The sequence below is a fragment of the Pseudomonas imrae genome (genome assembly GCF_046352735.2).
Lineage (GTDB): Bacteria > Pseudomonadota > Gammaproteobacteria > Pseudomonadales > Pseudomonadaceae > Aquipseudomonas > Aquipseudomonas imrae.
The window spans coordinates 3,795,538-3,815,852 of sequence record NZ_CP110853.2; the positions used below are offsets into that span (position 1 = coordinate 3,795,538).

A 20,315-nucleotide genomic window follows, 5' to 3' on the forward strand; every position below is an offset into this window, starting at 1 on the left:
CTGAATTTCAAAGTGACCACCTAGAAAGGGAACAGCGGGCTAAGGAAGAAACGGTCAAACCAGCCCGGTTGGCTGGCGTCGGCAAACGAACCCGTACCCGAATAGGTGATGCGCGCATCGGCGACCCGCGTAGACGGCACGGTGTTATCGGTGGCGATATCGTCCGCCCGCACCATGCCGGCAATACGCACCAGCTCGTCACCGGTGTTGAGGGTCATCCATTTCTCGCCACGTACGGCAATGATGCCGTTGGGCAACACGTCGGCCACGGTCACCGTGATCGACCCCACCAGGCTGTTGCCCTGCCCTGCCTTGCTGCTGCCGTTGGTGTTGCGGTCGCCGCTGTAGCCGACGTCCAGGCTCAAGTCACCGCTACCCAACGGGTTGTTGGTGCTCAAGCCGCCACCGAAGAGCGAGCTCAGGCCGATGCCGGTCTTGCTGTTCTTGGCCACCTGGGAGTTGGCGTTCTTGCTCGCTGTGGTGCGCTCGTTGAGTGTGATGGTGATGATGTCACCGACCCGGAAGGCCTTGCGGTCGCTGTACAGATTCTGTTCAAAGCCCGCCTGGTAGATCGAGCCATTGTTGGCGGCAGCAGGCAGCGGCGTACGCGGCAATACCGGCGCGTAGTATGGGTCATTGGGTTTTGGCGTCGGCGCGACGCAGCCCGCGAGCACGGCAACCCCACTCAATGCCAGAACAGAAAAAAAGCGACTCATGACCCTTACCTCACGGTGTTGCAGACGCGCCGAACGACGCGTCATGGACTTGATTACAGATTCTGCGTTACGAACGAGAGCATCTGGTCGGCGGTGGAAATCACCTTGGAGTTCATTTCATAGGCACGTTGCGTGGTGATCATGTTGACCATTTCTTCAACGGTGCTGACGTTGGAGGTTTCCAGGGTGTTTTGCAGAGTGAGACCAAAACCGTTGAGCCCCGGCGTGCCGACTTGCGGCGCACCACTGGCGGCGGTTTCCAGGAACAGGTTGTTACCCGTGGCTTGCAAGCCGGCCGGGTTGATGAAGTCGGCGGTCTGCAGGTTGCCGATCACTTGCGCCGCCGGGTTACCGGCGATAGTGACCGACACAGTGCCGTCGGCGCCGACGGTAAAGGTTTGTGCATCGTTGGGCACGACAATCGCCGGCTCCAGCGCAAAGCCGTTGGCGGTCACCACCTGGCCGTTGGAATCCAGATGAAATGTACCGTCACGGGTGTAGGACGTGGTGCCGTCCGGTTGCAGAATCTGGAAAAAACCGCGCCCGTTGATCGCCATGTCCAGCGGCTGACCGGTCTGCTGCAGGTTGCCGGCCGTGAAGTTCTTCTGCGTACCGACAATCGCTACACCGGTACCGACTTGCAGGCCCGACGGCAGCTCGCTGTCCTGGGTCGACTGGGCACCAGGCTGGCGCTTGATCTGATAGAGCAGGTCCTGGAACTCGGCGCGGTCACGCTTGAAGCCGGTGGTCGAAACGTTCGCCAGGTTGTTGGAAATAACGGTCAGGTTGGTGTCCTGAGCGGACAAGCCGGTTTTGGCAACCCATAGAGCCGGAAGCATGCTGTTCTCCTTCGTGCGCCTGTTTGTTGGCGCCGCGTCACAAAATTGGTTTTCAGTGGGGCTGCAATCAGCTCATCTGCATGACACGGGTCATGGCCTGGTCGTCTTCCTTGGCGCTGTTCATCATTTTCACGTGCAACTCGAACTGCTTGGACAGGGCCAGCACCGCGGTCATTTCTTCGACGGCATTGACGTTGCTCGACTGCAGGAAACCCGAGACCACCTTGACGCTGGCGTCGACCGGCGCTGGCTGGCCATCCTTGGTGTGGATCGCACCGTCCAGGCCCTTGGTCATATTGGCCAGGTCCGGCTTGACCAGTTTGATGCGGTCCACCTCGGCCATCACCCGCGGGCCTTCGCCCATGGCGCGGATGCTGATGGTGCCGTCTTCGCCCACTTCGACTTTCTGCTCGGGCGGCACCGCGATCGGCCCGCCATTGCCCATGATCGGCATGCCGTTGCCGGCGCGCAGTACGCCGAGCGCGTCGATGTTCATGCTGGCGGTGCGCACGTAGGCTTCACCGCCGTCGGGGGTTTGCACGGCGATCCAGCCGTCGCCACCGACAGCGACGTCCAGGTCGCGCCCGGTCTCGACCATCGAGCCCGGAGAAAAATCGGTGCCCGGCCGCTCGGTCAAGGCAAACGCCCGCGCCGGAAAGCTGTCACCAAACACCGGCATCGAGCGAGCCTGTTCCAGGTCACGCTGAAAACCGTTGGTGGAAATGTTCGCCAGATTGTTGGCATGAGCCTTTTGCGCCAGTGCGTTCTGGCTGGCGCCGGTCATTGCCACATAAAGGTACTTGTCCACGCTCATTCCTCTTTCTGACGGACGTTTGCCGCCCACCGCTGTACTGAGGAGTGTTTTGCAATTTGCGCACCAACTTTCTGGATTTTGCGCAAAGGTAGGCGGGACAAGGGGTTGCGGGGTGGCCGGGAGGGATTCGGGCTGAAAGATGAGTCGGAAAAACGGCGGGGTTATGCCGCTTACCGGCAATAGAGCGCTAAGGTGAGAGATCTGATGTGGCAGCGGGCTTGCTCACGATTGCGGTGTGTCAGGCAAGAATCTTTCAACTGACACATCGCAATCGCGAGCAAGCCCGTTCCCACTTTTTTGATTGAGCTCTGTCAGGGGTTACTTGTCGGCCTTGAGCACTTCGTAATCGCGCAATTTATTGGCGATGGTGGTGTGGGAAACGCCCAAACGCTTACCCAGCAACCGACTGCTGGGATGCTCGGCATACAGGCTTTCCAGCACCGCCTTTTCAAACCGCCCGACAATCTCTTCCAGGCCGCCCTCAAGGGAAAAATCGCCAAGCGGCTGACGCACGCCGTAATCCGGCAAGCGAATATGCTCAGCCTTGACCGTGCCGCCCTCACACAACGACACCGCCTGAAACAGCACGTTCTCCAGCTGCCGCACATTCCCCGGCCAATGATAATGACCGAGCCGATCCATGGCCGCTGGCGCCAGTTTGGGCAGCGGACAGCCAATCAGCCGACTGGCCTGGTCAAGAAAGTGCTCGACCAGCGGCGCCAACCCATCCAGGCATTCACGCAACGGCGGAATATGCAGGGAAAGCACATTCAACCGATGGTACAAATCCTGACGAAACTCACCGCGAGCACACAGTTCCGACAAATCTACCTGGGTCGCGCAAATCACCCGTACATCCAGGTACACCTCTTCATCACTGCCGACCCTGCGAAAGCAACCGTCCTGCAAGAAACGCAATAACTTGGCCTGCAAACGCGCGCTCATTTCACCGACACCGTCGAGAAACAGCGTACCTCCCGCCGTCAACTCCAGCAGCCCCAACTTACCCTCGGCCCGTGCTCCTTCGAAAGCGCCGGGGCCGTAGCCGAACAGCTCGGTTTCAGCCATGGACTCTGGCAAGCCTGCGCAATTGAGTGCCATCAATGGCGATTGCCCTCGAGGGCTGGCGAGGTGACAGGCGCGGGCCAGCAACTCCTTGCCGGTGCCGGTTTCGCCCTCTATCAATAGCGGCGCATCCAGCGGCGCCATGCGCCGGGCCTCGCGGACCACAGCGGCCATCACCCTGGAGCTTTGGAAAATACTATCGAAGCCGCGCAACTCTTGCTTGCGCACATTGTAGATTCGCTCACCGACCCGGTCCGCACGGTGCAGGGTCAGCACGGCCCCGGCCATGGCTTCGCTGTCGTCGTGCTCCGAGGATTGCAGCGGTGCAATGTCGGCGAGGAATACGTCGCCCTTGACCTTGACCCGCAAACCATTGATCCGCGATTTGCTGGCGCGCACCAGCTCTGGCAGGTCGAAATCCTCGGCGTAACGCGACAACGGTATGCCGGGCACTTCATCCACCCGTACCCCGAGCAGCTGTGCCGCCGCACGGTTGGCCGCGACAATCGAACCGCCCATGTCGATGGACAACACCGGGAACTCCAACGCCCCCAGCAAGGCATTGAGTTCCATATGCCGACGCTCGCTGGGCATCAGCCCTACGCGCTTGACGCCAAATACCCCGGCAATTGCCTCGAATTGCGGACGCAGCGCCTGGAACTGCATGTTCACCAGGTTCGGGCAGTACAAGTAAATGGCATTGCCGTGTTCGCCACCGACCTCGCCCTTGGCCACGTTGACGCCGTATTCCACCAGCAGATTGAGGATGTCCCGCAGGATGCCAATGCGGTTCTGGCAATGCACTTTGATACGCATGAAATGGCCCGGATTGTTATAGAAGGGCTGCTGGGGCCGCGTCTTTTTGCCGCTGGACGCAGATAGTCGTCAAGATTATGTGACACCGCTTACGCTTTTTACACCGGAAAATCGCAATACACAGTGCGTTGCGCGCTTATCGTAACGAATACTTTACAAAAAACCGTGACTTTTCCTACCAAACTCGGCTAACAGTCGCTGGAATCCGTCGACAAGAGGCGTATCAATAGACACATAGCAGGACATAACAAGAACGAATGCCTAGCAGGAGAGCTGTATGAAGCAGACGCAATACGTGGCCCGCGAGCCCGATGCGCAAGGTTTTATCCACTACCCGCCTGAAGAACACGCGGTGTGGAACACTCTGATCACGCGCCAATTGAAAGTGATCGAAGGTCGTGCCTGCCAGGAATACCTGGACGGTATCGACAAGCTCGGCCTGCCCCACGACCGTATTCCGCAACTGGCGGAAATCAATAAAGTGCTGGCCCAAACCACTGGCTGGCAAGTAGCCCGGGTACCGGCGCTGATCCCCTTCCAAACCTTTTTTGAATTGCTCGCAAACAAGCAGTTTCCAGTAGCGACCTTTATTCGTACCCGCGAAGAACTGGATTACCTGCAAGAGCCGGACATTTTCCACGAGATATTCGGCCACTGCCCACTGCTGACCAACCCTTGGTTCGCGGAGTTCACCCACACTTACGGCAAGCTCGGCCTTGCAGCGACTAAAGAGCAGCGCGTTTACCTGGCTCGCCTGTATTGGATGACCATCGAGTTCGGGCTGGTGGACACGCCCGAAGGTCGACGCATCTACGGCGGCGGTATCCTGTCCTCTCCCAAGGAAACCGTGTATTGCCTGTCGGACGAGCCCAAGCACCAAGCCTTCGATCCGCTGGAAGCCATGCGCACGCCTTATCGCATCGACATCCTGCAACCTTTGTACTTTGCCCTGCCCAACCTCAAGCGCCTGTTCGAAGTCGCACAGGAAGACATCATGGGCATGGTCGAGCGCGGTATGCAGTTGGGCCTGCACACGCCGCTGTTCCCACCCAAACCCAAGGCGGCGTGAACGGCTGCTTTTACCGCCAGGTGAGTCTGTTCCCTGGCCGCGCGTTGCTTTAGGGTGACGCTACTTGTGACCGAACTCCAAATACTCGATTTCAGGAACATGCTCATGACCACATTGAACCAAGCCCATTGCGAAGCCTGCCGTGCCGATGCCCCGCAAGTCAGCGACGAAGAATTGCCGGTGCTGCTCAAGCAGATCCCAGACTGGAACATCGAAGTCCGCGATGGCGTGATGCGATTGGAAAAAGTCTTCCTGTTCAAGAATTTCAAATTCGCCCTGGCCTTCACCAACGCCATGGGCGAGATCTCCGAAGCCGAAGGCCACCACCCAGGCCTGCTCACCGAGTGGGGCAAAGTCACCGTGACCTGGTGGAGCCATTCCATCAAGGGCCTGCACCGCAACGACTTCATCATGGCCGCGCGCACTGACGAAGTGGCCAAGGATGCCGAGGGCCGCAAGTGATGCATTTCGCCGCGATTGGCCGAGTCCCCGGAGACCCGATCCTGGGGCTGATGGAGTCCTATGCGAAGGATCCCAGTGCGCAGAAATTCGATCTTGGCGTGGGCGTCTACAAGGATGCCCAGGGCCTGACGCCGATCCTGCAAGCGGTAAAACGCGCCGAGCAGCGACTGGTAGAACAACAGACCACCAAGACCTATATCGGCGGCCATGGCGACCCTGCTTTCGGCAAATTGATCGCCGAGTTGGTGCTGGGTGCCGAGTCAGCGCTGCTCAAGGAGCGCCGTGCCGGCGCCACCCAAACCCCCGGCGGTACGGGTGCCTTGCGCCTGAGCGCCGACTTCATCGCCCAGAGCCTGCCCGGTCGCGGCGTATGGTTGAGCGATCCGACATGGCCGATCCACGAAACCATCTTTGCCAAGGCCGGGCTCAAGGTCAGCCATTACCCTTATGTGGGCAGCGACAATCGCCTGGACGTGGCGGCCATGCTCGCAACCCTGGCCAGCGTGCCCAAGGGTGACGTGGTGCTGCTGCACGCCTGCTGCCACAACCCCACCGGCTTCGACCTGTCCCAGGACGACTGGCGCCAGGTGCTGGAGATTGTCCGCGAGCGCCAGCTGCTGCCGCTGATCGACTTCGCCTACCAGGGATTTGGCGATGGCCTGGAGCAGGACGCCTGGGCGGTGAGGTTGTTTGCAACCGAGCTGCCGGAAGTGCTGATCACCAGTTCGTGCTCGAAGAACTTCGGTTTGTACAGCGACCGCGTGGGTGCGCTGATCGTCTGCACCCACGACGCGGAAAAACTGCTGGATGTACGCAGCCAATTGGCGTTTATCGCCCGCAACCTGTGGTCGACCCCGCCGGATCATGGTGCTGCCGTCGTCGCGACCATTCTCGGCGACACCGAGCTCAAACAGCTCTGGGGCACCGAAGTCGAGGCCATGCGCTCGCGGATCGCGCAGTTGCGCACAGGCTTGGTAGAAGCGCTGGCTCCCCATGGATTATCTGAGCGCTTCGCGCATATTGGCGTGCAGCGCGGGATGTTTTCCTATACCGGCTTGAATGCCGGGCAGGTCCAGAAACTGCGGGAAAAACACAGTGTGTACATGGTCAACTCCGGGCGTGCGAACGTCGCAGGGTTTGATGAAACACGGTTGGGCCTGCTGGCCGAAGCCATTGCAGATGTGTGCAAGGCCTGAGGAAAACCCGATCAAAGTGTGGGAGCAAGCCCGCTCCCACATTTACCTGAGTTGACCGAGAAACATCCGCTTTAACCCACGACCATCTCAGCCTTGAGCTGCGCCTCCCTGGCCTGGGCATCGGCCAACCGATACAGCTCGATATGCCCGTCCCAGTGTTCGATCAACGCGGTACACGACTCCACCCAATCACCACAGTTGAGGTAGTCCACCTCGCCGACCTTGCGAATTTCCGCGTGATGGATATGCCCGCATACCACCCCATGCAAGTCGCGCCGGGTCACCTCATGGGCGATCGCCTCTTCGAAGTCACTGATAAAACTCACGGCGGTTTTCACCTTGTGCTTGAGGTAAGCCGACAGCGACCAGTACCCATAGCCATAACGGGCGCGCCAGTGGTTCAGCCAGCGGTTGAGAGTCAGGGTAAATTCGTAGGCTGAATCACCGAGGAACGCCAGCCAACGGTGATAGCGGGTGATGACATCAAACTGGTCACCGTGAATGACCAACAAATGTCGACCGTCGGCGGTCACGTGAACCGCTTCGTCCACCAGCTGGATATTGCCCAGGATCAGCTTTGAGTAACGGCGCAGGAATTCATCGTGGTTGCCGGTGACGTAGATCACCTCAGTACCGCGCTTGCTCATGGTCAGCAGGCGACGGATCACATTGGTGTGAGCCTGTGGCCAATACATGCCGCCGCGCATTTTCCAGCCGTCGATGATATCGCCGACCAGATACACCCGGTCGGCGTGGTAGCCCTTGAGAAACCGCGACAGATGCTCAGCCTGGCAATCCCGGGTACCCAGATGCACGTCGGAGATCCACAGGGTACGTACCCGTTGCTTGCGGCTGGGTTTGGCGAGCTCGGCGCTGGTCATAGGCATACCTCAACGGTGTTTTCGCGAGCTTGCTCCCTGGCGATTAATAGCCCATGACAGTGTTGGGTCAGTCTGATGACAGCGCTCGCCGGACGCCAGGCGGTGTAGACTGGCGGCCTGCCCGGGAGAGACTGCAATGCGACCGACCCTGACCCTGCGTCACTACACCCACGACCTGATTGCTCATAGTCACGACCATGCACAACTGGTGTTCGGCCTGGCCGGTCGCCTGGACTTCGAGGTGGAAGGTGTTGGTGGCGAAGTATGCCCGCAAGGCGTCATGGTCCTGCCCTTCTCCACGCATCACGCCTGCGGCAGTTCCCAGGGCAGTCATTGCCTGGTACTGGATGTGCCTGATGAGCAGTGGGTGGTGCAGTCGCTGGGGGAACACGCCGACGCCAGCCGCCGCCTGCTGGATCAACCCGCGCGCGTGGCGCTGGATGCCCGGCAAGGCCAATTGGTCAACTGGTTGGCGAGCAGCCCGCTGGACGACGCGCTGATCGCCCAGCAAGGTGCGATCTTGCTGCTGGCCTCACTCAATGGCCAGTCAGTTGCCCAACACCGGGCGCGACGCCTGCCTTATGGCGCGTTCAACACCCTTATCGATCAACAGGCTGCCTACCCGTTGCAAGTAGCAGACCTGGCCCGCCTCGCCGACCTGTCGGTCGCCCGGCTGCATGCGCGTTTTCTCGCCGAATGCGGGCAAACGCCGATGGACTATATCCGCGCCAGACGCTTGCAGATGGCGCGTGGATTGCTGCGAGACAGTCAATTGCCCATCGGTGAAGTCGCCGCACGGGTCGGCTACGGGTCGCAAAGCGCCTTTGCCGCAGCGGTGTTGCGCGAGTTTGGCAGCTCGCCCGGCGCCTTGCGACGGCTCGACAATCCGCGCTAGTCCTGCGACAAAACCCATGAGCTGGACGACAGACGTCGTGGCCCACACAGATCTACACTGGGCGCCTGTCTGTTGACTGCTTTCAAGGATTGCCATGACTCCCCGCACCGCCCTCGGCGCCCTGCACATCGGTGCATTGATGTTTGGTCTCACCGGCGTTTTCGGCAAGCTCGCCGCCGCGTCGCCGAGCATGATCGTGTTTGGTCGGGCCGCCTTCGCCGTGATCGCGCTGGCCGTATTCACGCGCTTTGCCAGCCGTACGCCGTGGAAGAAGCTGTACAGCGCCGACTGGCGGCGCTTGCTGCTGAGTGGCCTGCTGCTGGCCGGGCACTGGGTGAGTTTTTTTATCGCGGTGAAGGTCGCCGGCGTGGCGATTGCGACGCTGGGCTTCACCACCTTCCCGGCGTTCACGGTGATTCTCGAGGGGTTGATTTTCCGTGAACGGATTCGCGCCAACGAGATTGTCCTGGTGATACTGGTCAGTGTCGGCCTGGTGCTGGTCACGCCGGATTTCGATCTCGCCAGCCAGGCCACCAGCGGCCTGATCTGGGCGGTCGGCTCCGGCCTGCTGTTCTCGCTGCTGTCACTGAACAACCGCGCCAGCGGCCGCATCCCGCCCGTGCAAGCCGCACTGTGTCAGAACGTGGTCGTGGCGCTGTGTTTGCTGCCCGTGGCGGCGCCCGGGCTGGCCGACGTACGCGCCTTGGACTGGTTGTGGATCGGACTGCTGGGCGTGTTCTGTACCGGTCTGGCCCACAGCCTGTTTGTCGCCAGCCTCGCCGTGCTCAAGGCGCGCACGGCAGCGGTGGTATTTGCAATGGAACCGGTCTACGGCATCACCGTGGCCTGGTTGTTGTTCGACGAAAACCCGACCCTGCGCATGCTGCTGGGCGGTACGCTGATCATCGTCGCCATCGTCGTCTCAGGCCTCATGGGCAACCCCGGCAAGGCCAAACAACCGGCTGCCGTGGCCTGATCTATACTTTTACTGTCCGCAACAGTCAGTAGTCGTTCAACGGATACAGACTCCTCGACGACAGCCATGGTCCTTGAAGTTGCTGCATGCGAGTGGTCACACCCTAAACGCTAGGCAGGAGTTTCAGCATGGACATGTTCATCAGCCTGATCATTCAAATCATCAGTGGTGCGATCGGCGGTAATTTGGCCGGTTTAAGCAAGCAAGGCCTGGGCTCAGGACTAAACACCGTGGTCGGCGGGGTTGGCGGCCTGGTGTTGGGCCAGATTCTCGCAGCCGTCACCGGCATGCCGGCTGGCGGGGCGATGGATGTCGCGGCGGTCGGCAGCAATATCGTCGGCGGTGGCGTCGGCGGGCTGGTCCTGACATTTGTCGTCGGCTGGATCAAAAACAAGATGGCGCAGAAATGACCTGTCGTCCGTTCATGCTGGGGTAACCGTCGCTTATTAAGGACGATCGTTGTGCCCCAGGTCACGCTGCGGGTCGATCTGGTCACGCACCCGCTGCTTGAGCACCTTGGCCTCCGGAAACCCGCCATCGGCCTTGCGCTCCCAAATCTGCACATCGTTGCAGGTGATGCGGAACGCGCCACCGGTGGCGGGCTCCAGCGCGACTTTGCCCAGGTCGTCGGCAAACGTGCTCAACAACTCCTGGGCCAACCACGCAGCGCGCAGCAACCACTGACATTGCGTGCAATAGGTGATGACAATCTCGGGCTTGGACGCAGACATAAAATGACAGGCTCCAGACATAACGGGACAGGTTGATCGGAGGGCTATAATAGCGGCCTTTATCGTCCAGCCCCGAGATTGATGATGCTCCGCTTGTTGTCCTGCCTGCTGCTGTGCCTGCTCCCCCCCCTTGTGCAAGCCGTTGATACCCCTCGGCCGAAGGTCGGCCTGGTGCTCTCCGGGGGCGCGGCCCGTGGCCTGGCCCACATTGGTGTACTCAAGGCACTCGAGGAGCAAGGCATTCACATCGACGCCATCGCCGGTACCAGCATGGGGGCAGTGATTGGTGGGCTTTACGCGTCGGGCTACAAGATCGACGAACTGGAAAAGCTGGCCCTGAACATCGACTGGCAACTGGCATTGTCCGATGCACCGCCACGCGAAGACGTACCGTTTCGTCGTAAACAGGACGACCGCGACTTCCTGGTCAAGCAAAAGCTCAGCTTTCGCGATGATGGCAGCCTCGGCCTGCCGCTGGGCGTGATCCAGGGCCAGAACCTGACGTTGCTGCTGGAAAGCATGTTCGCCCACAGCAGTAACACCCGGGATTTCGACAAATTACCGATTCCGTTCCGGGCGGTCGCCACCGATATCACCAGCGGCGAAAAGGTGGTATTTCGCAAAGGCCACCTGCCTCAAGTGATTCGCGCCAGCATGTCGATCCCTGCAGTCTTCGCGCCGGTGGAACTGGACGGCCGCCTGTTGGTAGATGGCGGCATGACCGACAACATCCCGTTGGATGTGGCGCGAGAAATGGGCGTGGACATTGCCATAGTCGTGGACATCGGCACGCCACTGCGCAGCCGCAAGCAGTTGACAACCGTGGTGGATGTGCTCAACCAGTCCATTACCCTGATGACCCGCAGTAACTCCGAAGAACAGCTCAAGGCGCTGCATCCTGGCGACGTACTGATCCAACCGCCGCTGGCGGCTTATGGTGTAACGGATTTCGGTCGCGCCAAGGACATGATCGATGCCGGCTACCGCGCCACCCGCGCCCTGGATATGCGCTTGGCCCGCCTGCGCCCCGAAGCATCGGCAGATGCCGAACTGACCGCCTCGCGCACACCGAGCCAGCGCAATCCAAAGATCACGGCCATCAAAGTGGAGAATGACTCGAAAGTTGGCGATGACGTGATCCGTTACTACATCCGCCAACCCCTCGACGAGCCCTTGGACCTGGGTCGACTGAAATCGGACATGGGCACCCTGTATGGCCTGGATTACTTCGAACAGGTGCAATATCGGGTAGTAAAAAAAGGCAAGGACAATACCCTGGTAATCAGCGCCCGGGGCAAACGCAGTGGCACTGACTACCTGCGCCTAGGCCTGAACCTGTCCGATGACATGCGTGGCGACAGCGCCTTCAACCTCGGCGCCAGCTACCGCGTCAACGGCATCAATCGCCTTGGTGCCGAATGGTTGACCCGGGTACAGATCGGCGACCGGCAAGAGCTTTACAGCGAGTTCTATCAGCCGATGGACACCGGCTCCCGCTACTTCATCGCGCCCTACATCAGTGCCCAGGCACAAAACGTCGAATTGGCCCTCGAAGACGACCCCATTGCGCAATACCGCCTGGAACGCTACGGCTTTGGCTTGAACGTCGGTCGGCAAATCGGCAACAGCGGCGAGATCCGTTTCGGCATCGGCGAAGCCTGGGGCAAGGCCGATGTACGCATTGGCGAGCAGGACTTGCCAAGCGTCAGCTTCAACGAGGGCTTCTACGAATTGAAGTACTCCTTCGACTCTTTGGACAACGTCTACTTCCCCCACACTGGCGAAGAAATCGGCCTGGCATTCCGTGAATTTGAACCTGGCCTGGGCTCCGACCAGCGCTATCGACAGTGGGAGCTCAAGCTGGACAAGGCCATGAGCCACGGCCCGGACACGCTGGTACTGGGCGGGCGCTACGGACGTACCCTGGATGATTCGGACGTGGTGATTTCCAGCTTCCTGCTGGGAGGCGCCCGACAATTGTCAGGCTTTCGCCAGGACGCAATTTCGGGGCAGAACATCAGCCTGATGCGCGCGGTCTACTACCGTCGCCTGACTCCGCGCTCGTATTTGCCGCTGGACTTCCCGCTGTACTTGGGCGCATCGCTGGAACGGGGACGGGCCTGGAACAACGATAACGAGTTCGACAGCGGCTATATCAACGCCGCGAGTATTTTCCTCGGATTTGATACACCGCTGGGACCATTGAACTTCAGCTACGGGTTTAACGATGCCAATCAGAAGGCGGTGTACCTGAACCTGGGCCAGACGTTCTGAATAGTGCAATGTGATCGTTCCCACACGAGGGAACGATCAAGGCGTGACTCAGGACTTTTCCAGATTCGCCAGGATGTGCCCATGCACTCGCATGCACACCGCCAATTCCTCTTCGTCCACGCCGACAAACAGCTCATGGCGCAAGGCCGTGGCAATCGTTTCGATCTGCTCGATCAATGGGCAGGCGGTATCGCACAGCACAATGCGTTTGGCGCGACGGTCTTCGACCACGGCCTGGCGCTGCACCAGGCCCTGGCTTTCCAGACTGTCCAGCAACCGCGCGAGTGTCGGCCCTTCTACCCCGACGCTTTGCGCCAGCTCTCGTTGAGTCGGCGCTTCATCGAAGCGTGCCAGATGCAGCAGCACCAGCCAGCGAGCCTGGGACAAACCCAGCCCCGCCAAGCGACGATCCAATTCGGCACGCCAGCCTCGAGACATTTGCGCCAACTGCATGCCAAAACGGTGTTGATCGGTTAACGGCATAAAAAACTCATGGATTAGACTGAAAATAAAGTTTGGCTAATTATTAGTCAGCTAAGCATGACCCCTGTCAGTAGGCAAGGCTTGCTATGTACTGATTCGTTACATTGTCGTAATTGCCACATTAAACTTCGAATTCCGACTGCAACGCAGCCCTGACACAGTACAAGACACCCTCAGGTACCCGTCCGGTGAACAGCGGCGCAATGTCGGCAACCGGCGGTAATTCGCCCTCTCCGTCGAGAAATGCGTCCTGGACTTCACCCAGCAGGTCTTCGGGCAGATCAAGGGCTTGCTCGAGGGATAACTGCTGCTGGGCAATGGCCTCGGCAAGCAAGGTGTAGACGTTTTTTTCGGAGCATTGCAGTTGCCCGGCAATCTGGATCGGGGTCATGCCGGCACGAGCCAAGCTGATCAATTCGTGGCGGATATCGGCGATTTCCTTCGGCACCTCAGCCTGGCCGCCGAGGACTTCCAGGAAGGCCTGGCCATACCGCTCCAACTTGCGCGCACCAACACCGCTGACCCTGGCCATTTCTGCCATAGTGATCGGCTGTTCGCGGAGCATCTCAAGCAGGGTGGAGTCGGGAAAGATGACGTATGGCGGCACGCTGTGCTCCTGCGCCAGTTTACGCCGCAGCGCACGCAGCGCTTCCCACTGTTCGCGCTCCTCGCCTCGTACCAATTGGCTGGCCTGGCTGGTGCTGCTCTTGGCGGTGGTCTGCGGTTTCAGGTCGCGGCGCAGCTCAAGGCTGACTTCCCCCTTGAGCAGTGGCCTGCAGCTGTCATTCAAGCGCAGCCCGCCGTAGCCTTCCAGATCGATATCCACCAGGCCACGGGCAACCATCTGCCGGAACAACGACCGCCACTCGCCTTCGGCCCGCGCCTTCCCTACGCCGTAGACGGACAAGTGTTGGTGACCGAAGCTGCGGACTTTTTCGTTATCCTTGCCCAGCAACACATCCACCAGATGCCCGACGCCATACCGCTGACCCGTGCGGAAGATGGCCGACAAGCCTTGCCGCGCAGGCTCGGTGGCGTCCCAAGTCTGCACGCCATCGACACAGTTGTCGCAGTGGCCACAAGGCTGCGGCATGTCTTCGTCGAAGTAAGCGAGCAACGTCTGGCGACGGCAACGGGTTTCTTCGCACAGCGACAACATCGCATCGAGTTTGTGCTGCTCCAGACGCTTGTGCCGTTCATCGCCTTCGGAGTTCTGCAGCATCTGCTTGAGCATCACTACGTCTTGCAGGCCATAGACCATCCAGGCATCCGCCGGCAGGCCATCACGCCCGGCACGCCCGGTTTCCTGATAGTAGGCTTCGAGGGACTTGGGCAAGTCCATGTGCGCGACAAAACGCACGTTGGATTTGTCGATGCCCATGCCAAACGCAATGGTGGCAACCATGATCAAGCCTTCTTCGTTCAAGAAGCGCTTCTGGTGGTAGGCCCTGAGTTCGTTGGGAAGACCTGCATGATAAGGCAACGCGGGGTAGCCCTGTTCGCAGAGAAACGCCGCGACTTCATCGACCTTCTTGCGCGACAGGCAGTAAACGATGCCGGCGTCGCTGCGCCGCTCCGAAAGAAAGGCGAGCAACTGCTTGCGCGGCTGCTCCTTGGGCACGATCCGGTAAAAAATGTTGGGGCGATCAAAACTCGAAAGAAAGCGCTCGGCGTTCTGCAAGTGCAAGCGCTCAACGATCTCTTCACGGGTCCGCTTGTCGGCAGTGGCCGTCAGGGCGATACGCGGCACATCAGGGAACAGTTCAGCCAATTGCCCCAGTTGCAGATATTCGCGCCGAAAATCATGGCCCCACTGGGATACGCAGTGGGCTTCATCAATGGCGAACAGGGAGATTTCCAGGCTCTGCAGAAACGCCAGCATGCGTGGCTGCACCAGGCGTTCAGGGGCCAGGTAGAGCATTTTGACTTCCCCCCGTCGAATCCGGGCGGCAAGATCGCGCTGCTGTTCGGCACTCAAGGTAGAGTTCAACGCGGCGGCGGCAACACCTAGTTCTTCGAGGGTCGCTACTTGATCGTCCATCAGCGCGATCAACGGCGAAACCACCACCGCCAGACCTTCGCGCAACAGCGCAGGCACCTGGAAACATAACGACTTGCCACCGCCAGTAGGCATCAAGACCAGTGCATCACCGCCACTGGCCACGCGCTCAATGATTGCACCCTGGCGGCCACGAAAACTGTCGTAGCCGAAGATGTCCTTGAGGACGCGTTGAGCCTGTTCAAGCATGAAAAACTCCAAATTCCACCGAAATCCCTCTGTACAGGCTGGCTGAAAAAGCGCGTCCGGACGGAAAATAATCCGTAAGCGAACTTTTCCCGCGACAAGCGCCGGGCCTGCAAGGGCATCACAAAACGCGGCAGTATACCCGAGCCCCACCCGGCAAAGGGCGCTGCTGACGAATAGCGGCTCAACTGAAAACCTTGCAAATATGCCGAGCGGCTGGCCTGCGCGCTCAAGAAGGCCTAGAATTCAGCATCGTTTATTCCCAAGGTAGTCCTTCAATGTCCTTCGCTGAGCAACTAACCCGCCTGCAAGCCTTCCTCGATGCCGATGAGCTGCACGACGAGGCGCTGGACTACGTGGCCGCCCATGGCTATCTGACCGCTCTTTCGATCTGCTCCGAGTCGGTGCCTGAGCGCGAGTGGATCGACGCCCTGTTCGCCGAGGAGCCGCACTACGCAGACGATGCGCAGCGTGAAGAAATCGAAGCTACCTTGCTGGCTCTGCGGGCCCACATCGCCCGCCAGCTGGCGTCCGATGAAGAATTCGAACTGCCTTGCGACCTGGACCTTGGCGAAGAGCCGGATGACTCCGACCTGCGCGGCTGGTGCATTGGCTTTATGGAGGGCGTGTTCCTGCGCGAAGCAGCCTGGTTCGAAACCGCCGAGGAAGAAGTCAGCGAAATGCTGTTGCCGATCATGGTCGGCTCGGGCTTGTTCGACGATCAACCTGAGTTTTCTGACATCGCCTCCGATGCCAACCTCATGGACGACATGATCGTACAGATCCCCGAAGCACTGACCGCGCTGTACCTGCTGTGCCAGGCTCCTGACGAAAAACCGGCGATCCTCAAGCCTCGTCACCACTAAGCCCCTCGCCCGTGGCACTCATGGGCAACCGCTCCCCGATAGTACGATACACGCTGCTGGCCATTGGCTGGTTAAGCGTCGTACTCGGGGTGATCGGGATTTTCCTGCCAGTATTACCTACCACTCCTTTTCTGTTGCTGGCTGCCGCCTGCTTCGCTCGCAGTTCTCCGCGCTTCTACGCCTGGCTGGTACAGCACCCACGCCTGGGCCCCTGGATCCGCGATTACCTGGATGGCAATGGCATTCCCCTGAAGGGCAAGATGTATGCGATTGGCCTCATGTGGCTGAGCATCGGCGTTTCCTGCTATTTGGTACCGCTGCCCTGGGCGCGCGGATTCATGCTGGCCAGTGCAGGGCTGGTGACCATCTATATCCTGCGACAAAAGACTTTGCCTCGGCGCTGAACCCTCGACTCACGCCCACACGACCTTGGTCGACACTGACTAACCTCAGACATCATGCGAGACTGTGTTCCCGGGCCTGGAATGCCTGGGTGTTCCCCTGTCCGGAGTTCTCATGACGTTGTCCAGCGGGCTGATCGCCGCCGTTGCCCTGGCCTACATGGCCATTATGTTTGCCATCGCTTTCTACGGTGACCGTCGCCTCAAGCCGCTGCCACCACGGGTGCGCGCGTGGGTGTATAGCCTGTCGCTGGCGGTGTATTGCACCAGTTGGACCTTCTTCGGCGCGGTCGGGCAGGCCGCTGAACAGCTGTGGGCCTTCTTACCCATTTACCTGGGGCCCGTCCTGTTGCTGGTGCTCGCGCCCTGGGTCTTGCAAAAGATGGTGCTGATCAGCAAGCAGGAAAACATCACCTCCATTGCCGACTTTATCGCGGCCCGCTATGGCAAATCCCAATCCCTGGCCGTGGTGGTGGCGCTGATCTGCCTGGTGGGCGTCCTGCCTTATATCGCCCTGCAACTCAAAGGCATCGTGCTGGGCGTCAACCTGCTGATCGGTGCAGGAGCCGAGTCCACCGGTACAAGTGCCCAGGACACTGCCTTGATTGTGTCTCTGGTACTGGCGCTGTTCACCATTGTCTTCGGCACCCGCAACCTCGATGCCACCGAACACCACCGGGGCATGGTGCTGGCGATCGCCTTCGAATCCCTGGTCAAGCTGTTTGCATTCCTCGCCGTCGGGGCGTTTGTCACCTATGGCCTGTATGACGGTTTCGATGATCTGTTCAGCCAGGCGATGCTCGCGCCCCGGTTGGAGGAGTATTGGAAAGAGACCATCAACTGGCCATCCATGGTGGTCCAGACCGGCGTGGCGATGATGGCGATTATCTGCCTGCCACGGCAGTTCCATGTCACGGTGGTGGAAAATATCGAGCCTCAGGACCTGCGCCTGGCCAAGTGGGTGTTCCCGGCGTATCTAGTACTGGCCGCACTGTTTGTGGTGCCGATTGCCCTGGGTGGGAAAATGCTGTTGCCGGGTTCTGTTCTACCGGACTCCTACGTGATCAGCCTACCGTTGGCCGAAGCCCATCCGGCCCTGGCACTACTGGCGTTCATCGGCGGCGCTTCCGCGGCGACCGGGATGGTGATCGTGGCCAGTGTCGCGCTGTCGACCATGGTCTCCAACGATATGTTGCTGCCTTGGCTGCTACGCCGCACCAATGCCGAGCGGCCGTTCGAGGTGTTTCGCCACTGGATGCTCTCGGTGCGCCGGGTCAGCATTGTGATTATTCTGCTGCTGGCCTATGTCAGTTATCGCTTGCTGGGCTCCACCGCAAGCCTGGCGACTATCGGCCAGATCGCCTTTGCCGCTGTCACCCAACTAGCCCCGGCAATGCTCGGCGCGCTGTATTGGAAACAGGCCAACCGTCGCGGCGTGTTTGCCGGCCTGGCGGCTGGCACCTTCCTGTGGTTCTACACGCTGGTGCTGCCGATTGCCGCCCACAGCCTGGGGGTGTCCCTGAGCCTGTTCCCCGGCCTGGCATGGTTACACGGCAATCCACTGGGACTGCCGATTACTCCGCTGACCCAAGGTGTGGTGTTGTCGCTGGCGGGTAACTTCACGCTGTTTGCCTGGATCTCGGTACTGTCACGCACCCGGGTGTCCGAGCATTGGCAGGCCGGGCGATTTATCGGCCAGGAAACCAGTCAAAGGGCCAGTGCACGGTCGATGCTGTCGGTACAGATCAATGATCTGCTCAGCTTGGCCGCGCGCTTTGTCGGTGAGGAACGGGCACAGCAAAGTTTTATTCGCTTTGCTTATCGCCAGGGCAAGAGCTTCAACCCCAACCAAAACGCCGACAACGATTGGATCGCTCATACCGAACGGCTGCTGGCCGGGGTCCTCGGTGCTTCGTCGACGCGAGCAGTGGTGAAAGCGGCCATTGAAGGCCGGGAAATGCAACTGGAGGATGTAGTCCGGATCGCCGATGAAGCGTCCGAAGTCTTGCAGTTCAACCGAGCGCTGTTACAAGGCGCGATTGAAAACATTACCCAGGGCATCAGCGTGATCGACCAGTCCCTGAAGCTGGTGGCGTGGAACCGGCGCTATCTGGAGCTGTTCAACTACCCGGACGGGCTGATCAGCGTCGGCCGGCCAATTGCCGATATCATTCGCCACAACGCCGAGCGAGGGCTGTGCGGGCCAGGGGAAGCCGAGGTGCATGTGGCTCGTCGCTTGCACTGGATGCGCCAGGGGCGGGCGCATACGTCTGAACGGCTGTTCCCCAACGGTCGGGTCATCGAGCTGATCGGCAACCCGATGCCCGGTGGGGGCTTCGTCATGAGTTTCACTGACATCACCGCGTTCCGTGAAGCCGAACAAGCGTTGACCGAGGCTAACGAAGGCCTTGAACAACGCGTCACCGAACGCACCCAGGAACTGTCGCAGCTCAATGTCGCCCTCACCGATGCCAAAGGCATCGCCGAATCAGCCAACCAGTCGAAGACCCGCTTCCTTGCAGCGGTCAGCCACGATTTGATGCAACCACTCAACGCCGCCCGCCTGTTCTCCGCCGCCCTTTCCCATCAAGGTGAAGGCATGTCGCAAGAAGCCCGGCAATTGGTGCAGCACCTCGACAGTTCGCTACGTTCGGCCGAGGACCTGATCAGCGACCTGCTGGACATCTCGCGCCTGGAAAACGGCAAGATCACGCCGCAACGCCAACCCTTTGTCCTCAACGAGCTGTTTGACGCCCTGGGTGCAGAGTTCAAGGCTCTGGCCCAGGAACAGGGTCTGCGCTTCCGCTTGCGGGGCAGCCGTTTGCGGGTCGACAGTGACATCAAGTTGCTACGAAGGATCTTGCAGAATTTCCTGACCAACGCCTTCCGCTATGCCCACGGCCCGGTGCTACTGGGAGTCAGGCATCGCCGGGGCGAACTGCGCCTGGAGGTCTGGGACCGCGGCCCCGGCATCCCGCTGGATAAACAGAAAATGATCTTCGAAGAGTTCAAGCGCTTGGACAGCCACCAGACCCGCGCCGAAAAGGGCCTGGGACTCGGGCTGGCGATTGCCGACGGCTTGTGTCGGGTACTGGGTCATCGTTTGCGTGTGCAGTCATGGCCGGGCAAAGGCAGCGTGTTCAGCGTCAGCGTCCCCTTGTCCAACACCCAGGCCACTCCATCCGCCCAGCCCGCGCAGGAGAAAGGCCAACCTCTGGGCGGCGCCCAGGTGCTGTGCGTGGATAATGAAGACAGCATCCTGATTGGCATGCGCAGCCTACTGAGTCGCTGGGGCTGCCAGGTCTGGACCGCCCGTGACCAGGCGCAATGCGTCGCGTTGCTGGCCGAAGGCATGCGCCCGCAATTGGCGCTGGTGGATTACCACCTGGACCATGGCGAGACCGGTACCGAATTGATGGGCTGGCTGCGCGCACAACTGGCGGAGCCGATTCCGGGTGTGGTGATCAGCGCCGACGGACGCCCGGAGATGGTGGCTCAGGTGCACGCGGCAGGATTGGACTACCTGGCCAAGCCGGTGAAGCCAGCGGCGCTCAGGGCGCTACTGAGCCGGCACCTGCCCTTGTAG

Annotated in this window: 18 protein-coding genes; 10 read left to right on the forward strand and 8 right to left on the reverse strand. The window is 60.2% G+C overall.

Going from position 1 to position 20,315, the window contains the following annotated elements; translation table 11 throughout:
* Nucleotides 1-20: 20 nt before the first annotated feature.
* The 4 genes from flgH to OQ460_RS17165 all read right to left on the reverse strand — a co-directional run bounded on the left by flgH (nt 21) and on the right by OQ460_RS17165 (nt 4,250).
* On the reverse strand, nt 21-716 hold the full coding sequence (gene flgH / locus OQ460_RS17150) for a flagellar basal body L-ring protein FlgH (RefSeq protein WP_410018588.1): 696 nt from the start codon (nt 714-716) through the stop codon (nt 21-23).
* 53 nt (nt 717-769) lie between these two features.
* Nucleotides 770-1,555: a flagellar basal-body rod protein FlgG gene (gene flgG / locus OQ460_RS17155; RefSeq protein ID WP_410018589.1), complete on the reverse strand. Its 786-nt coding sequence runs from the start codon at nt 1,553-1,555 to the stop codon at nt 770-772.
* Between the two features lie 67 nt (nt 1,556-1,622).
* The gene (locus tag OQ460_RS17160) at nt 1,623-2,363 is read right to left on the reverse strand and encodes a flagellar basal body rod protein FlgF (protein WP_410018590.1); all 741 of its coding nucleotides are present in this window, start codon (nt 2,361-2,363) and stop codon (nt 1,623-1,625) included.
* Nucleotides 2,364-2,687: 324 nt separating this feature from the next.
* Nucleotides 2,688-4,250, reverse strand: coding sequence for a sigma-54-dependent transcriptional regulator (locus OQ460_RS17165; RefSeq protein WP_410018591.1), 1,563 nt, complete (start codon nt 4,248-4,250; stop codon nt 2,688-2,690).
* 277 nt (nt 4,251-4,527) lie between these two features.
* On the opposite strand from OQ460_RS17165, the gene phhA reads away from it, so the two are divergent.
* The 3 genes from phhA to OQ460_RS17180 all read left to right on the forward strand — a co-directional run bounded on the left by phhA (nt 4,528) and on the right by OQ460_RS17180 (nt 6,977).
* Entirely contained in the window at nt 4,528-5,319 is a 792-nt protein-coding gene (gene phhA / locus OQ460_RS17170) for a phenylalanine 4-monooxygenase (RefSeq protein WP_410018592.1), read from the forward strand.
* 105 nt (nt 5,320-5,424) lie between these two features.
* The gene (locus tag OQ460_RS17175; RefSeq protein WP_410018593.1) at nt 5,425-5,781 is read left to right on the forward strand and encodes a 4a-hydroxytetrahydrobiopterin dehydratase; all 357 of its coding nucleotides are present in this window, start codon (nt 5,425-5,427) and stop codon (nt 5,779-5,781) included.
* Nucleotides 5,778-6,977: an amino acid aminotransferase gene (locus OQ460_RS17180; protein ID WP_410018594.1), complete on the forward strand. Its 1,200-nt coding sequence runs from the start codon at nt 5,778-5,780 to the stop codon at nt 6,975-6,977. Before OQ460_RS17175 ends, OQ460_RS17180 begins: the two co-directional genes overlap by 4 nt.
* A 71-nt stretch (nt 6,978-7,048) precedes the next feature.
* Here the strand turns inward: OQ460_RS17180 and OQ460_RS17185 are convergent, their stop codons facing one another.
* Nucleotides 7,049-7,858 carry a UDP-2,3-diacylglucosamine diphosphatase gene (locus OQ460_RS17185; RefSeq protein WP_410018595.1) on the reverse strand — a complete coding sequence of 270 codons (810 nt, stop codon included), beginning with the start codon at nt 7,856-7,858 and terminating at the stop codon, nt 7,049-7,051.
* Nucleotides 7,859-7,994: 136 nt separating this feature from the next.
* On the opposite strand from OQ460_RS17185, the gene OQ460_RS17190 reads away from it, so the two are divergent.
* From OQ460_RS17190 to OQ460_RS17200, 3 genes are all read left to right on the forward strand, one after another.
* Nucleotides 7,995-8,753 (forward strand): helix-turn-helix transcriptional regulator, encoded by a 759-nt coding sequence (locus OQ460_RS17190; protein ID WP_410018596.1) that lies wholly within the window; start codon nt 7,995-7,997, stop codon nt 8,751-8,753.
* A gap of 94 nt (nt 8,754-8,847) precedes the next feature.
* Nucleotides 8,848-9,729: a DMT family transporter gene (locus OQ460_RS17195; protein WP_410018597.1), complete on the forward strand. Its 882-nt coding sequence runs from the start codon at nt 8,848-8,850 to the stop codon at nt 9,727-9,729.
* Nucleotides 9,730-9,857: 128 nt separating this feature from the next.
* Nucleotides 9,858-10,139: a hypothetical protein gene (locus OQ460_RS17200; protein ID WP_410018598.1), complete on the forward strand. Its 282-nt coding sequence runs from the start codon at nt 9,858-9,860 to the stop codon at nt 10,137-10,139.
* Between the two features lie 36 nt (nt 10,140-10,175).
* Here OQ460_RS17200 and OQ460_RS17205 read toward each other — a convergent pair whose 3' ends face one another.
* The gene (locus OQ460_RS17205; protein WP_410018599.1) at nt 10,176-10,460 is read right to left on the reverse strand and encodes a SelT/SelW/SelH family protein; all 285 of its coding nucleotides are present in this window, start codon (nt 10,458-10,460) and stop codon (nt 10,176-10,178) included.
* A gap of 84 nt (nt 10,461-10,544) precedes the next feature.
* Between OQ460_RS17205 and OQ460_RS17210 the strand changes: the two genes are divergently transcribed.
* On the forward strand, nt 10,545-12,734 hold the full coding sequence (locus OQ460_RS17210) for a patatin-like phospholipase family protein (RefSeq protein WP_410022040.1): 2,190 nt from the start codon (nt 10,545-10,547) through the stop codon (nt 12,732-12,734).
* Nucleotides 12,735-12,782: 48 nt separating this feature from the next.
* Here OQ460_RS17210 and OQ460_RS17215 read toward each other — a convergent pair whose 3' ends face one another.
* Nucleotides 12,783-13,217 (reverse strand): MarR family transcriptional regulator, encoded by a 435-nt coding sequence (locus OQ460_RS17215; protein WP_410018600.1) that lies wholly within the window; start codon nt 13,215-13,217, stop codon nt 12,783-12,785.
* Between the two features lie 121 nt (nt 13,218-13,338).
* The gene (gene recQ / locus OQ460_RS17220; protein ID WP_410018601.1) at nt 13,339-15,465 is read right to left on the reverse strand and encodes a DNA helicase RecQ; all 2,127 of its coding nucleotides are present in this window, start codon (nt 15,463-15,465) and stop codon (nt 13,339-13,341) included.
* 275 nt (nt 15,466-15,740) lie between these two features.
* Between recQ and OQ460_RS17225 the strand changes: the two genes are divergently transcribed.
* The 3 genes from OQ460_RS17225 (at nt 15,741) to OQ460_RS17235 (ending at nt 20,315) form a co-directional block, all read left to right on the forward strand.
* A complete protein-coding gene (locus OQ460_RS17225; RefSeq protein WP_410018602.1) occupies nt 15,741-16,328 on the forward strand; it encodes a UPF0149 family protein in 588 nt (195 codons plus the stop codon).
* A gap of 20 nt (nt 16,329-16,348) precedes the next feature.
* Nucleotides 16,349-16,732: a YbaN family protein gene (locus OQ460_RS17230; protein ID WP_410018603.1), complete on the forward strand. Its 384-nt coding sequence runs from the start codon at nt 16,349-16,351 to the stop codon at nt 16,730-16,732.
* A gap of 112 nt (nt 16,733-16,844) precedes the next feature.
* Nucleotides 16,845-20,315, forward strand: coding sequence for a NahK/ErcS family hybrid sensor histidine kinase/response regulator (locus OQ460_RS17235; protein ID WP_410018604.1), 3,471 nt, complete (start codon nt 16,845-16,847; stop codon nt 20,313-20,315).